The following is a 13,540-nucleotide window of genomic DNA, read 5'->3' on the forward strand; positions in this document are numbered from 1 at the left end:
CCTCACAACCTCCCAGCATCCCAGTGACCTTGACCTTCTCCATCCCCCGCACATGGCCTGCCCATGGTGCGCCGAGGGGATCGACGCCACGAACATGCAGGCCGGATGTTGCGACATGGGGCTCCGTCACTCTCTAAGAGGCCCTTCTGGGCGAAGCGAGGTGACTCAGCGAGAACGACGGGGCCCAAGGAATTAGAACAACCCGACGATCCCGCCGTCCTCGGTAACGTCGATCCTCTCGGCGGCGGGGGCCTTGGGCAGGCCTGGCATCGTCATGATGCTGCCCGTGAGTGCCACCACGAAGCCGGCGCCCGCAGACGCCCGCACGGTGCGCACCGTGATGCGGAAGCCACGCGGCGCCCCGAGCCTGGCCTGGTCGTCCGAAAACGAGTATTGGGTCTTGGCCACGCAGATGGGCAGACCGCCAAAGCCATTGTCCTCGAGCTGCCTGATCTGCCGCTCCGCCATGGGCGTGTAGTCGACACCATCCGCGTGGTACACCTTGGTCGCAATGGCGGCGATCTTGTCCTTGAGGGGGGCATCGGCGTCATAGGCAAAGCGGAAGTCGTTCGGCTTGTCACACAGGCGAATGACCTCGCGCGCAAGCGCCTCGCCACCCGCACCGCCCTTGGCCCACACCTCGGAGAGTGCCACGCCGACGCCAACCCTCTCGCACTCCTCGCGCACGAGCGCGAGCTCCGCCGTGGTGTCCGTGGGGAAGGCGTTGATGGCCACCACCACGGGCAGGCCAAAGACGTCCCGCATGTTGCCCACGTGCTGGATGAGGTTGGGCATGCCCGCCCTGAGCGCCTCGAGGTCCTCCGTGGTGAGCTCAGCCTTGGGGACGCCTCCATTGTACTTGAGCGCACGCACGGTGGCCACGAGCACCACGGCATCCGGGTGCAGGCCGGCCATGCGGCTCTTGATGTCGCAGAACTTCTCCGCACCGAGATCCGCACCGAAGCCAGCCTCGGTGACCACGTAGTCCGCGAGCCTGAGCGCCGTCGTCGTGGCCTCCACGGAGTTGCAGCCGTGGGCGATGTTGGCGAAGGGGCCGCCGTGCACGAACGCGGGACTGCCCTCGAGCGTCTGCACGAGGTTGGGCTTGAGGGCATCCTTGAGCAGGGCGCACATGGCACCCTCGGCCTTGATGTCGTGCACGGTGACGGGCCTCTGGTCGTACGTGTAGGCAACCACCATGCGGCCAAGGCGGCACTTGAGATCCATGAGATCCGTCGCCAGACAGAACACGGCCATGACCTCGGAGGCCACCGTGATGTCGAAGCCGTCCTCGCGCGGCATGCCGTTGGCCACGCCGCCGAGGCCATCCACGATGTCGCGCAGCTGGCGGTCGTTCATGTCCACGCAGCGCCTCCACACGATGCGCCGCGGGTCGATGCCCAAGGCGTTACCCTGCTTGACGTGGTTGTCGAGCAGGGCCGCGCAGAGGTTGTTGGCCGCGCCGATGGCGTGGAAGTCCCCGGTGAAGTGCAGGTTGATGTCCTCCATGGGCACCACCTGGGCGTAGCCGCCACCGGCCGCGCCGCCCTTGATGCCAAAGACGGGACCGAGACTCGGTTCGCGCAGGGCCAGCATGGTTTGGTGGCCCAGGAGGTTCATGGCGTCCGCCAGACCCACCGACGTGGTGGTCTTGCCCTCGCCCGCAGGCGTGGGGTTGATGGCGGTCACGAGGATGAGCTTGCCGCGCATCGGCCTGTCCGCAAGCGTATGGATGTCGACCTTGGCCTTGTGGCTACCGTAGAGCTCGAGCTGCTCCGGCGTGAGCCCCACCTTGCTCGCCACCTCGGTGATGGGCAGCATCGTGGCTTCCTGGGCAATCTCGATGTCGGGCTTGACCATGACTGGGCTCTCCTCTTCGCTTCATGGCGCGGTTGGCCAACCGCGCCAAAGGTTACCGGGTTTCACGGGACGACTGACCTGGTCCCCATTGTGGCTCACTTGGCACGCGTCCGCTGGCATCATTCTGAAGGAACATCTCAGCGGCCACTCCGGAGCCGACCGGACCTCGCAGCTCCGTGGCAATGCCCGAACATTCCACTCACGACCTGGTCAAATGCGAGCAAGGATCGCATGCCTCCCACAAAGTGTGAGCGGGGCCTAGTGCTGGATGTGCGCAAGCAGCCAATCCGCCGTGGTGTTGACGACCTCGCTGTAGGCTGGCTCCTCAAAGCCGTGGCCGCCGCCATGGATCACGTGCAGCTCGCAGTGGGGGAAGACCCTGGCCGCACGCTCGGAGTACTCAAGGGGCACGTTGGGATCCGCGTCGCCGTGGAACAGGATGACGTCGCGCGGGAAGAAGCCGATGTGATCGAAGAAGTCGTAGTCCCAGCAGCTGCAGAGGAAGGCCTTGCTCACCGTGGCCGACATGATCTGGTAGCCGTCGGGCAGCTGGTCGCGGCTGGGAACCGCCGCATGCACGGCATCGTAGAGGTTGAAGGCAGGATACAGCAGGGCACAACCGTGCACCAGCTCGGCGTTGGCGCGCGCTGCCATGAGCGTGATCGTGGCCCCCAGGCTCGCGCCCATGAGGAACATGTTGTTCTCGTCCACAAAGGGCTCGCGCGAGAGCTCCCACGTGACGGACTCGAGGTCGTGCTGTTCGGTAAAGAGGGACATGCCCCCCGGCTGCTCGCTCGAGCGGCTGTATCGCCCGGAGCCACAGAAGTCAAACACGTAGGTGACCATGCCGCGCTCTGCGGCCGTGCGCGCATAGGGCTCCATGTCACCGTGGTTGGTCGACAGACCATGTGAGAAGACCGCGGTCGCGCGCGGACGGCCATCCTCGATGCCCTCGGGCAGGAAGAGCTTGCCGTAGATGTCTTTGTCCTCCCGCTTGCCCCACCATTCGCGCTCGGTATAGCCAGCCATTTCTACCTGCCCTAATTTATTGATATCTCATTTTCTTACTCTCTTCCATTGTACGTGAGAAGAGCCCTTACAAGCTGTAAAAGATCTGGAAATGACCAAAAGCGCACGGGAATCGTGGAAGACCGCGCCAAATCGATCAAGCGTCCAGCCCGCCCGCCGCATCCGATAGCAGATTACCCCATAACGCGGATGGCGTGGCATCCCTCGTGAACGGCATCAAGGATCTTGCACGGGCGGACAGCATCGCCCACGATGGACACGTCATCATGGGCATCCTCAAGCACATCCTCGAGCTGGTCGCCCGTCCGAAAGCCAGCAGCATTGAGCACAGTGTCACAGGCAATCGTATGGATCTCGCCATCCCTTTCGTAGAGGTGACGCCCGAAGGGCCAATCTCCCCGACCGTGGCGCCGACCATCACGTGAATGTCGCGATTCCCGGCCATCGTGCGCAGGTGCTGGCCGCTGTTGGGGCACCCCTCCGATGCAAGGAGGATATCTGGCAGCATCTCAAGAATGGTGACGCTCTCCGCCGTAGCTGCGATGTCGCACACCGCCTCGGTGCCCGCCAGCCCATCACCGGTGATGACAACGCCCTTGCCAACGCTGGCCCTGTGACCCTGTAAGTGAGATTGTCGACGGCGGGCGCCGCATCCTCAACGCCCTTGATGGGAGGCAGGGCGGGAGAGGCGCCTGCGGCAGGAATAACCTTGTCCCAGATGCCCCCGCACACGTTGTGCTCATCGGCCGAGCGATTGAGGCACAGCTTGACGCCCAGCTTGTTACCTTGCAGGACCTGATACCTGATGAGCTTGAGGATGTCGGTCTTGAAGACGGGACCACCCGCAGCCCAGAGGTTATCCCCCTGTCGGTCCTCCTTCTCCCAAAGTTCGACATAGTAGCCGCGCCTGCGTGCGGTGATGGCCGCCGCAACATCGGCGGGGCTACCACCGATCACGAGCACGTTAGCAGCTTCCTTGATAGCATGCTGCACGTCAAGCTTGTGACCCGGCTTGGGATAGATGGTCGCAATGGCCTGGAGACACTCCTCATAGCGACCCGTATCCACATGCAATGCAGCCACACCAGCCCCCTCGAGAACCCATGCCATCTCCTTTTCCTCGTCAATGGTATGGAAACGGTTCGCACTTGGTGGAAACCATGTTGGCGCCCGCTATGATGAGCCTGACCCCTCCCCTGGCATGCTCCTCAAAGTAGTCGATGCCCTCATCGCGGTAGGAGCCATCGGACTCCCCCGTCGTGCCCATGGGTGACATGAAGATACGGTTCTTGGGCTTCATGGTTCCCAAGCTGGTACGGTCAAACAAGCTGTTCATGTGTTCTCCCTCCCCATGTGGGCACACGCATGGCCCCGCATGATTCCGTTGGCACCATGATGGGGAGGATCATGCGACAGGCTGCAACGGAATGCCGAAATGCGGGAGAATGTCCGCAAGGGGCAAGGCGATGCAGACCACACTCCCAAGCCTGGGTGCGCGTGCTCACAGATTCTTGAATCTATGTGCGCCTCTCATCCACCACCTGGACAAACGTGAGACAAGCTCACGGTTTCACAAAATTCTGTGTACCTGACAGAGCACTCTGCATGCCACTCGTTCCCTCCTGTCGACGTGGGGCATCCGCTTCCTGGGGCGGCGGACGTGCCTGGGTATACTCCCTCCTGACTCACAGGGCCACGTGGCGGGAGGGCATCATGGGCGACATCGCAAATGTTCCCCTCTATTCGAGCGAAGAGGTGTACAGGCCCATCTTCGAGCAGGACAGCGCCCTGCTCGAAGTGCAGATTGGCTGTAGCTGGGGACGTTGCAAGTTCTGCGACTTCCCCAATGACGGCTATCGCGAGCTCCCCCTTGAGGAGATCGAGCTGAAGGCGCAGCAGCTCGCGCCCCATGCACAGGGAAAGGCCCGCATGTTCCTCCTGGGTGCCAACCCCATGCACTACACCGCCGTCAAGCTGCTGAAGATCATCCAGATCGTGCTCAGGTACATGCCCTGGATCGAAGGGTTCTCGATGTACTCCCGCTACACCGACGTGCTGGGCAAGACCGATCAAGAGCTCCAGCTCCTGCATGAGTGTGGCCTCAAGGAACTGCACATCGGCATGGAGACGGGCTACCAGCACCTGCTTGACTACATGGACAAGGGCGTCAGGATCCCCGCCGCAGAGCTTGCCTGCAAGCAGCTCAGAGAGCATGGCATCGACTACACCTTCACGATGATCTCGGGGTTGGGCGGGCAGAACATGTCGCCCGAGCACGCCTACCATTCGGCGGTCTTTCTCAACAGGACGCAACCCAAGCGCCTGTGGATCTCGCGCCTGCTCGTGTGGCCTCACACGCCCCTCGCCGCACTCGTGAGCCGGGGAGAGTTCCACGAGCTCACTCCCAAGCAGCGCCTGGAGGAGCTGCAGCGCCTCACCGACATGCTCGAGCTCGAGGACTGCGAGTTCGTGGACTCGACCGTGCTCGACAAGTACACGCTGCGGGCCTACCTGCCCACCCAGCTACCCTGGCTACGCGGCATGATCGCAAAGCTGCGGGAGACGGGCTAGCGCGAGGCGAGCTGCGTGCGGGATCCCTGCGTTCCGCGGCGCACGACCCTCCACGACGTTGCGGCTTGGCTAGGCCCCCACGACGCCGCGTTCCGTCACGACCTTCTGCACGGGAAGGTCGTGTGGCTCCGTGCACGGCAGGGTCTCGACGAGGGCGGCGCTTCGGCACAGGCCGATGGAGGGGCCCACGAAGTCCGCGAGGAACACGTCGTAGAAGCCGCCGCCATAGCCCAGGCGCTGGCCGACGCGATCGAAGGCGAGGCCAGGGACGAGGACGAGCGTCACGGCGTCCGGTGCCACCTCCCGTGCGGAATCCGCCACCGGCTCCAGCACCCCAAAGGGGCTACGCTCCAGCGCGGCAAGCCCATCGGGGCCATCCACGCGATACCAGCGCATGCTATGTGCCCCCATCACACGCGGCAGAGCGACCACCTTGCCCGCCCGCCACGACGCCTCGATGACGTCGCGCGTCTCCACCTCGGAGTCCATGGAGAGGTAGCACAGCACGACCCTGGCGTCATGGAACTCTGGAAGGGAGAGCACGTGTCGGGCGATGGCGTCATCGATTGCCGAGCGCTCGCGTGGCACCAGCGCATCCCGCTGTCGAAGCAGCCGCCCGCGCAGCTCCTCCTTTGCGCTTGCCATGGTCCCTCCTCTCCCCTGTCAACCGTACCGCATAGGACCCACGGCGGCCAATCATCCGCCCGACATGGTCCCATGGAGCGCAAGGGCCCATCCCACCGAGCGGGGGTGGGCCTCGGCCACGCGCGCGGCGGCTATGCCAGGTCGGCCACCTGGGCCTTGAGCTGGGCGATGGCCCGCTCGAGCTCGGTCTTCTGGCCACGCTTCCTCTGGATGACCTCGGACGCCGCCTTGGCGATGAAGCCCTCGTTGGAGAGGGTCCGCGTCACGCTGGCAAGCTCCCCCTGCGCCTTTTCGAGCTCCTTCTCCAGGCGCCTGGTCTCGGCAGCGAGGTCGACGAGGCCGCCCAGGGCCACAAAGACCTCCAGCGTGCCATCGGACACGGAGACGGAGCCCTGGGGCTTGTCCTGCGCAGCACCGAGCGCGAGCTGGTCCACGTGACCCACGGAGCAGATGAAGCCGCGCTGCGCCTCGAGGGCGGGGACGTCGTCCACGGAGCTGCGCACGGCAACGTCGAGCTCGGCCTTGGGAGACAGACGATAGCGTGCGCGCGTGGAGCGCACCGCAGAGATCACGCGCTTGGCGAGGTCAAAGTCGTACTCGGCCCTGTCGTTCTCAAACTGGTCAAAGTCGTCGGGCTCGGGCCAGGCCGCCAGCATGAGGAAGCGGGCCTCCCCCTCGCCGTCTGCCAACGCGCGACCAAGAACGCTTTCGGGCAGCGCGTCCCAGACCCTCTCGGTCACGAACGGCATCATGGGGTGCAGCAGGCGCAGGGACGTGTCCAGCACGAAGACGAGGTTGCGCTGCACCTGCAGGCGCTCCCTGGACGTGCCGTCCAGCAGGCGTCCCTTGCAGAGCTCTATGTACCAGTCGCAGACCTCGTTCCAGAAGAAGGACTGCAGGCCGCGGGCGTAGTCACCAAAGGTGTAGTCCTCGAGCTCGCAGGTTGACTCGGCCACGACCCTTGCAAGGCGCGAGAGCATCCAGGCGTCCTCGGGGGTCTCGGCCTTGGGCTCGCCGGGCGTGTAGCCGTCGAGGTTCATCCGCACGAAGCGACTCGCGTTCCAGATCTTGGTCACGAAGCCCTTGGCCTGCTCGGTGCGGGGGCTGTCGATGAGGGCATGGGTCCTCTTGTCCAGGTTGGCGTCGAACTTGACGTCCTGATTGTTGGTGATGAGGGTCAGCAGGTTGTGGCGCATGGCGTCCGCGCCGTACTTCTCCATGAGATCCATGGGATCCACGCCGTTGCCCTTGGACTTGCTCATGCGGCTGCCGTCCTTGGCGAGGATGGTCGCGTAGATGTAGACGTCATGGAAGGGGATCTCGTCGGTGAAGTAGAGCGAACTCATGATCATGCGCGCCACCCACAGCGCGATGATGTCGCGGGCGGTGACGAGGACCTTGGTGGGGTGATGGCCCCGCATCTGCTCGGGGTGGTCGGGCCAGCCCTGCGTGGCGAAGGTCCACAGCTGCGAGCTGAACCAGGTGTCCAGCACGTCCTCGTCCTGGTGCACGTGGTGACCGCCGCAGTTGGGGCAGGCGTCGACATCCTCCATGAGGGCGTCCTGCCAGCCGCAGTCGTCGCAGTAGAACACGGGGATGCGGTGGCCCCACCACAGCTGGCGACTGATACACCAGTCCTTGAGGTTGTCCATCCAGGTGAGGTAGGTGTCCGTCCAGCGCGTGGGGTGGAACGTGACCTCCCCCGAGCGCACGACCTCGGTGGCGCGGCCCTTGAGCCTGTCCACGGCAACGAACCACTGCTCGGAGAGCCAGGGCTCCAGCGCCGTGCCGCAGCGGTAGCAGTGCATGACGGAGTGGTCGAGCTCCTCGACCCTCTCCAGGAGGCCATGCTCGTCGAACCAGACGACGATGGCGTCACGCGCCTCGTCGCGATCCATGCCGCTGAACGCGCCATAGCCTTCGACTACGTGGGCGGTTGCATCGAAGACGTTGATCTGCGGCAGGTCATGCGCCTGGCCCATGGCATAGTCGTTGGGGTCGTGCGCGGGCGTGACCTTCACGAAACCGGTGCCAAAGCCCACGTCCACATGCCAGTCGGAGAAGATTGGAATCTCCCTGTTCACGATGGGAAGCATCACGGTCTTGCCCACGAGCTTGGCCTTCTCCGGATCCTCCGGCGAGACGGCGATGCCCGTGTCGCCGAGCATGGTCTCGGGTCGCGTGGTGGCCACCGTGATGTGATCGATGCCGTCAACGGGCTCGGTCAAGGGGTAGCGCAGGTACCAGAGGTGACCCTTCTCGCCCCGGTACTCGGCCTCGTCGTCGCTGATGGCCGTCTTGCAGCTGGGACACCAGTTGACGATGCGCCTGCCGCGGTAGATGAGGCCATCATGGTACCAGTCGCAGAACACCTTGCGCACGGCCCGGGCGTACTCGGGACTCATCGTGAACTTCTCGTCGTCGAAGTCGATGGAGCAGCCCATGCGCCTGATCTGGTTGACGATGGTGCCTCCGTATTCGCGGCGCCAGTCCCAACAGGCCTCGAGGAACCTCTCGCGCCCCATCTGAAGACGAGAGATACCCTCCTCCTTGAGCTTCTTGTCCACCTTGGTCTGCGTGGCGATGCCGGCGTGGTCGGTACCCAGGATCCAACGGGTGGAGCGGCCGCGCATGCGGCTGTAGCGCACGTAGGTGTCCTGGATGGTGTCATCCATGGCGTGGCCCATGTGGAGGATGCCGGTGACGTTGGGGGGCGGTATGGTGACAGTACAGTCGCCTGTGCCCTTGGAGCGCTGATAGCACCCGGCGTTCATCCATGCTTCGATGAGCTCGGGCTCGACGGCACCCGGGTCGTAGGTCTTTGGCATCTCTTCCACGATGGCCCCTTCATAGCTGTGAGCCGTACGGCCTTGGGTCGTACGGCTCATGTATCGACAGGTGGATTAACAGGATAGCACGTCCACCGCTGCTGGCCGCAGCACCCCTGCCAAGGACGCGAGCCAGACAGGTGCGATCCATGCACGGACGCTACTGCTCCTTGACGGCGATGACCTCGACCTCTGCAAGGGCGCCTTTGGGAATCTGCCTCACTGCCACACAGGAACGCGCGGGAAGGCTGACAAAGTAGCCGGCGTAGACCTCGTTGAACTTTGCGAAGTCATTCATGTCGGAGAGGAAGCAGGTGGCTTTCACCACATCTTGGAAGCCAAAGCCGGCCTCCCGCAGCACTGAGCCGATGTTCTTCATAATCTGCTCGGCCTGCGCCTCTATGGTGGTGCCGGCGAACGCTCCCGTCTCCGGGTCGATCGGCATCATCCCCGAGACGTAGAGGGTCTTGCCGACCTTGATCGCCTGCGAATAGGGTCCGATAGCCGCCGGGGCGCCGTCCGTTGCGATTCTCTTGGCCATGATGTGAGATCCTCCTCGTAGAAGTGACGTGACGGGCCCGCGCGCGGACCCCCTGGATGAAGCATGTCGATTGCTCCGGTCCCTCATCTCCCTTCTTGCAACCTGGGTCCCGGGCCCTGCCGTGGGCAGGCCCCAGCCCTGCTTACTGTACGGTCGACCTTCTCGTTGCAAGTGCGTGACGCACGTCGTGTACGATCATGAAGGCAATGAGGATGAACCCCAGGTAGCCGTTCAGGCCGTACAGGACATTGACCAGGTCCTTGTAAGGAAGGAACGATGACACCAGACAGCCGATCGCGCCTCCAATGACCGTGAGCAGCTTGTAGCGTGGCGTGCCCTCCTTGGAGATGGCACTGATGCCCGTCCACAGCAGCGGGACCGCAGTGGTGTAGATGCCGCAGAAGATGATGATGGCCAATGCCTGGGCGAGCAGGGGGTTGATCCTGTCCGCAAGCATCAGCGTGGGAATGTCCGCGGTCGCCGTGATGTCGATGTGCGCGACGAGCGCGATGCAGCAGATGGCAGCAGTCGCAAAGATGAAGAGGGTCGAAAGCAACACGCCCCTGTTGACCTCCTTCACGTTATTCTTGGCGCCTACCTCGGATAGGAAGGTGGAGAACCAGATGATGACGAACCCTCCATACGACGCGCCGGATGCGAAGGGGTTGTTGCCGCCCACCTGCTTCAGGTCGAAGACACCGCTGTCGACCTTCTGCAGGTTCGCGGCATAGTCCGGCATGCCCGTGACTACCGAGATGATAGCAACGACCAGCAAGCAGACGATGATGACGGGGCCTATCTTGCCCAAGGCATTCAGGATGCCATCGAGCCCGAAGACGGCAGTCGCGACGACGGCCACGGTGAGAATCACCGCACCCACCCCGTTGGGAAGGCCCCACTGCTGCATGGCGGTGGAGTTTGCGCCACCGCACATGACGATGAAGCACATGTAGCAGAAGATGGTGGCGAACCACTTGTAGAATGCACCGATGTATCTGCCGCAGTACAGCGTGAAGACGTCGGAACCGGTGGTCAGCCGATGCTTGCTGCCGTTTGTCGTGAAGGACAGGTTGGTGTACACGTAGATTGCGGCTGCCACCGCGATGACCACCATGAAGAGGGAACCATACGATGCCTCGTACTGCATGACCTCCTGCATCGTGGCAAACCCAGCGCCGATGTAGAAGGCTATGCAGGATCCACAGAACGCGATGATCCTTAGGAAGCTCGAGTCTTTCATGTCATTCCCATCACGAATCAGAATCGTTGAACATATGGCCAGGGGCTGACCACCCGTACCAGGATCACGCCCATGACGAGCATCCCCGGGCAACCAGGACTGTCAGAGCGGCCAGCCGCCATGGCCTCCCAGGAGCGTTTGGCCGCGATCTCAGACCGCGACGTCACTCGAACTGCGTCGGCCCGTCGACAGCCGTCGTCAGGGCCCTCAGGGCCTGCTCCACCAACGCGCGACGGACGGAATGCTCGTCCTGTGGCGTCAGCGTGGGGTTGCCCACGGGATAGGGAATCGCGACGGTCGGAACGATCCGGTTTGCCCCCACGGATTCGGAGATCGTGGTGATAGTGGCCATGTGGACGATAGGGATGCCGTAGCGCTCGATCTCTTTTACCATCGTTGCACCGCAACGAGTGCAGGTGCCTCAAGTGCTGGTAAGGAGCACGCCGTCCACACCGGCCTCCTTGAGCTCCCTGCCTATCTCCCGCCCGAACCTAAGGCCGTTGGCCACCGACGTACCGGTGCCGGTCGTCGTGTAGAAGTACTGATAGATGTCACCGATGACCCCCTGATCCTTCAGTTCGCTCAGGACGTTCAGTGGGATGACGCGGTTCGCGTCGTCGTTGGCATAGACTGGGTCGAAGCCTCCATGTATCGTGCAGTAGCCGCCCTTGAGCGTCTTCTGACCCGTGATGTCGTACTTGTTCCACTGTTGTGCCGACGCCGACTGGAGGTGGTCGGGGTTACCGTTCGGAACGATGCCACCGGAGGTGACCAGGGCGATGGTCGCATGGGACAGGTCGGCTATGGGCGCAGCGGGATCCACGCTGTCGAACGTAGGCATGGGGAGCTCGGTCTTGTAGGGCTCGTCGTGAAGTCGTGCCAACAGCATCTCCACGGCCCTGACGGACCCGCGCTTGTCCGAGAACACCGTATCACGAATTCCCTGCGCAAAGTAGCCGTCCTCATCGGGACGGATGGCCTCTCCCCTGCAGATCTTCCGCACGACCTGCGCCATCTTCGGCAGGGCCCTGCGCATGTCCGCGGCAGAGCCACCGGTCTTGACGATGATGGCATCCCCCCTGCCCAGGTCGACGCCGGGGTTCTCCTCGTGCATGCCCGTAACGACGGGAACCCCCAGCTCGCCCTTGGCTGCCTTGCACACGCCGATGCACGCCATGCCATAGCGACCGGCCAGAAACGCCGGCCCCGCCACCACGACGTCGGGCTTCTGCTCCCGCAGGACGTTCAGGATGAAGGCCAGGGCATCGTCGTTCTTCTCGTTGAAGTAGTTGTCGCCGCAGATGATGGTGCCAACCACATCCGCCTCGTCCTTGAGCAGCCCCTGGAAGCCTGCCGCGGGCCCGACGGCCTCCTCCCGGTACTCGGGGCCGAGATCGGCCTTCTCCTCGCCACCGAGCTGGCCAAAGAACTGGTTTACGTAATAGACTATCCGCTTATTGCTCATGGCACGTCCTCCTAAAGCAGCTCGACGGTGCAGTTGTGATACCCGATCTCGGAGGTGGAGCCGATAACGGCGTTCAGTTCGGCCTTGATGTTGCCCGCCTCGTCGATGCAGCCCTGCCAGCCACCCGCGAGGGTTTGAACCGCCTCCGCGTTGCCCAGCACCTTGTCAGCCACGCCCAGTTCCACGACCTTGCTGACGTTACCGGTGGATACGACCGCGACAGCCTCCCGTGCGGTGTCGGCCAAGGGCTGGCTCTTGCCGTCCCAACCGGAGCACTCGTCAGTGACGAGCGTCGTCTTGATGCCCCTCCTCTCGAGCCGTTGGCTGATCATGACCAGGTCGGAGTCAGGGTTGCCATAGCCCTCCTCAGAGACGATGACGCCATCCGCACCAAGCAGCTCGCAAAGCTTGGCCGTGTAGTCACAGGTCCTGAACTTTCCATCCAGCGTCGTCAACTCGGGCGAGACGATGTTGCCGACGTAGTTGATGGTCTTGCCATGCTGGGCATACAGATCCTCGATCAGTGAGTTGTTCTGATGCTGGTAGGTCGTGATCTTGTCACAGGCAGCCACACAGTTGCCCGAGACCACCGCGCCATCCAGCTCCTCGTTGGGATGCAGCCACGTCGGTATGAGTTGCTTCGCATCACAGCCGTACAGGTACACGTCGTGCAGCAGCCCCTGCGAGATGGTCATCTCGACATAGGCGACCTTGGGAAGGTCGGGATACCTGGCCGCCTCCTCGTCGAGGGAACCTAGCTCGAAGACCTTGGTCTCGTCGGGGGTGACGTTCCTTGCCGCCGCACCGACGTACTCCGCCGCCGTCAGGCCTGCGGTCCGCATGACGGTCTCGCGCTCGTGTGGCTCCAGGCCATCGACCGCGGAGACATCCACGACGATGTTGAGGGTCTTCGAAAACGGCGTCCACTTGGCGCCCTCGCCCCACATGTCAATGACGCCCTCCTGGAAGCCGACGATGTCACCGATGGTGACGATGGCGGCACCCTTGAGGACGTTCACCTTCCCGTTGCCGCACTGCACGTACTTCGACGTCGCTCCAGGGAAGCCGTTGCCATCACGATCCACCTGGTAGCGTGGCTCGATGACGTCCTTGACGGGTATGATGCGAACCCTCTCGCCTGGCCGGGCGAAGTCAACGGAGACGCTCGCCACCTTCGAGTCCCGCATGACCAACTGCCTCAGCTCGTCGACATTGACCGTCAGTATGCCATCCCTCACTTCCGTCCTGTCACCGGCACCCACGTCTTTGATGTGAATCAAACCCTCTTCTAGTCTCATAGGTCAGCATCTCCTTCTGTGACCTCGTGTCATCCGGTGCGCATGGCTCCCGGACACTGTAAG

The 13,540-nt window shown here is 63.2% G+C and carries 12 protein-coding genes; 2 read left to right on the plus strand and 10 right to left on the minus strand.

The genetic code is table 11. From position 1 onward, the window contains the following. Positions 1-192: 192 nt before the first annotated feature. Together J2S71_RS10895 and J2S71_RS10900 are read right to left on the minus strand one after the other, a co-directional pair. Entirely contained in the window at positions 193-1,860 is a 1,668-nt protein-coding gene (locus J2S71_RS10895; protein WP_021726030.1) for a formate--tetrahydrofolate ligase, read from the minus strand. A gap of 258 nt (positions 1,861-2,118) precedes the next feature. After that, entirely contained in the window at positions 2,119-2,889 is a 771-nt protein-coding gene (locus J2S71_RS10900; RefSeq protein ID WP_021726061.1) for an alpha/beta hydrolase family protein, read from the minus strand. A gap of 206 nt (positions 2,890-3,095) precedes the next feature. On the opposite strand from J2S71_RS10900, the gene J2S71_RS10905 reads away from it, so the two are divergent. Next, the gene (locus J2S71_RS10905; RefSeq protein WP_307391799.1) at positions 3,096-3,314 is read left to right on the plus strand and encodes a hypothetical protein; all 219 of its coding nucleotides are present in this window, start codon (positions 3,096-3,098) and stop codon (positions 3,312-3,314) included. Here J2S71_RS10905 and J2S71_RS10910 read toward each other — a convergent pair. Beyond that, the gene (locus J2S71_RS10910) at positions 3,307-3,972 is read right to left on the minus strand and encodes an NAD(P)/FAD-dependent oxidoreductase (protein ID WP_307391802.1); all 666 of its coding nucleotides are present in this window, start codon (positions 3,970-3,972) and stop codon (positions 3,307-3,309) included. The genes J2S71_RS10905 and J2S71_RS10910 overlap by 8 nt on opposite strands. 40 nt (positions 3,973-4,012) lie before the next feature. Then, positions 4,013-4,225, minus strand: coding sequence for an NADH oxidase (locus tag J2S71_RS10915; RefSeq protein WP_021726193.1), 213 nt, complete (start codon positions 4,223-4,225; stop codon positions 4,013-4,015). Positions 4,226-4,602: 377 nt separating this feature from the next. Here J2S71_RS10915 and J2S71_RS10920 point away from each other — a divergent pair, with 377 nt between their 5' ends. After that, a complete protein-coding gene (locus J2S71_RS10920; RefSeq protein ID WP_307391805.1) occupies positions 4,603-5,460 on the plus strand; it encodes a radical SAM protein in 858 nt (285 codons plus the stop codon). A 69-nt stretch (positions 5,461-5,529) separates the two neighbouring features. Here the strand turns inward: J2S71_RS10920 and J2S71_RS10925 are convergent, their stop codons facing one another. From J2S71_RS10925 to J2S71_RS10950, 6 genes are all read right to left on the minus strand, one after another. Continuing rightward, positions 5,530-6,105 carry a 5-formyltetrahydrofolate cyclo-ligase gene (locus J2S71_RS10925; RefSeq protein WP_307391808.1) on the minus strand — a complete coding sequence of 192 codons (576 nt, stop codon included), beginning with the start codon at positions 6,103-6,105 and terminating at the stop codon, positions 5,530-5,532. Positions 6,106-6,236: 131 nt separating this feature from the next. Further along, positions 6,237-8,942 (minus strand): valine--tRNA ligase, encoded by a 2,706-nt coding sequence (locus J2S71_RS10930; protein ID WP_307391812.1) that lies wholly within the window; start codon positions 8,940-8,942, stop codon positions 6,237-6,239. Positions 8,943-9,093: 151 nt separating this feature from the next. Continuing rightward, positions 9,094-9,474, minus strand: coding sequence for a RidA family protein (locus tag J2S71_RS10935; protein ID WP_307391814.1), 381 nt, complete (start codon positions 9,472-9,474; stop codon positions 9,094-9,096). A 142-nt stretch (positions 9,475-9,616) separates the two neighbouring features. Continuing rightward, the gene (locus J2S71_RS10940) at positions 9,617-10,714 is read right to left on the minus strand and encodes a YkvI family membrane protein (protein WP_021726192.1); all 1,098 of its coding nucleotides are present in this window, start codon (positions 10,712-10,714) and stop codon (positions 9,617-9,619) included. Positions 10,715-10,877: 163 nt separating this feature from the next. Next, on the minus strand, positions 10,878-12,179 hold the full coding sequence (locus tag J2S71_RS10945) for a glycine/betaine/sarcosine/D-proline family reductase selenoprotein B (RefSeq protein WP_307391818.1): 1,302 nt from the start codon (positions 12,177-12,179) through the stop codon (positions 10,878-10,880). 11 nt (positions 12,180-12,190) lie between these two features. Continuing rightward, the gene (locus J2S71_RS10950) at positions 12,191-13,477 is read right to left on the minus strand and encodes a glycine/sarcosine/betaine reductase component B subunit (protein WP_021726076.1); all 1,287 of its coding nucleotides are present in this window, start codon (positions 13,475-13,477) and stop codon (positions 12,191-12,193) included. Positions 13,478-13,540 lie beyond the last annotated feature (63 nt).

It is taken from the genome of Olsenella profusa DSM 13989, from assembly GCF_030811115.1.
GTDB lineage: Bacteria > Actinomycetota > Coriobacteriia > Coriobacteriales > Atopobiaceae > Olsenella_F > Olsenella_F profusa.

Bases quoted from the DNA above. Each gene is read 5' to 3' on its own strand.
- J2S71_RS10915 (WP_021726193.1), bottom strand. From the start codon at position 4,225: ATGAACAGCTTGTTTGACCGTACCAGCTTGGGAACCATGAAGCCCAAG.
- J2S71_RS10940 (WP_021726192.1), bottom strand. From the start codon at position 10,714: ATGAAAGACTCGAGCTTCCTAAGGATCATCGCGTTCTGTGGATCCTGC.
- J2S71_RS10900 (WP_021726061.1), bottom strand. From the start codon at position 2,889: ATGGCTGGCTATACCGAGCGCGAATGGTGGGGCAAGCGGGAGGACAAA.
- J2S71_RS10935 (WP_307391814.1), bottom strand. From the start codon at position 9,474: ATGGCCAAGAGAATCGCAACGGACGGCGCCCCGGCGGCTATCGGACCC.
- J2S71_RS10950 (WP_021726076.1), bottom strand. From the start codon at position 13,477: ATGAGACTAGAAGAGGGTTTGATTCACATCAAAGACGTGGGTGCCGGT.
- J2S71_RS10895 (WP_021726030.1), bottom strand. From the start codon at position 1,860: ATGGTCAAGCCCGACATCGAGATTGCCCAGGAAGCCACGATGCTGCCC.
- J2S71_RS10925 (WP_307391808.1), bottom strand. From the start codon at position 6,105: ATGGCAAGCGCAAAGGAGGAGCTGCGCGGGCGGCTGCTTCGACAGCGG.
- J2S71_RS10920 (WP_307391805.1), top strand. From the start codon at position 4,603: ATGGGCGACATCGCAAATGTTCCCCTCTATTCGAGCGAAGAGGTGTAC.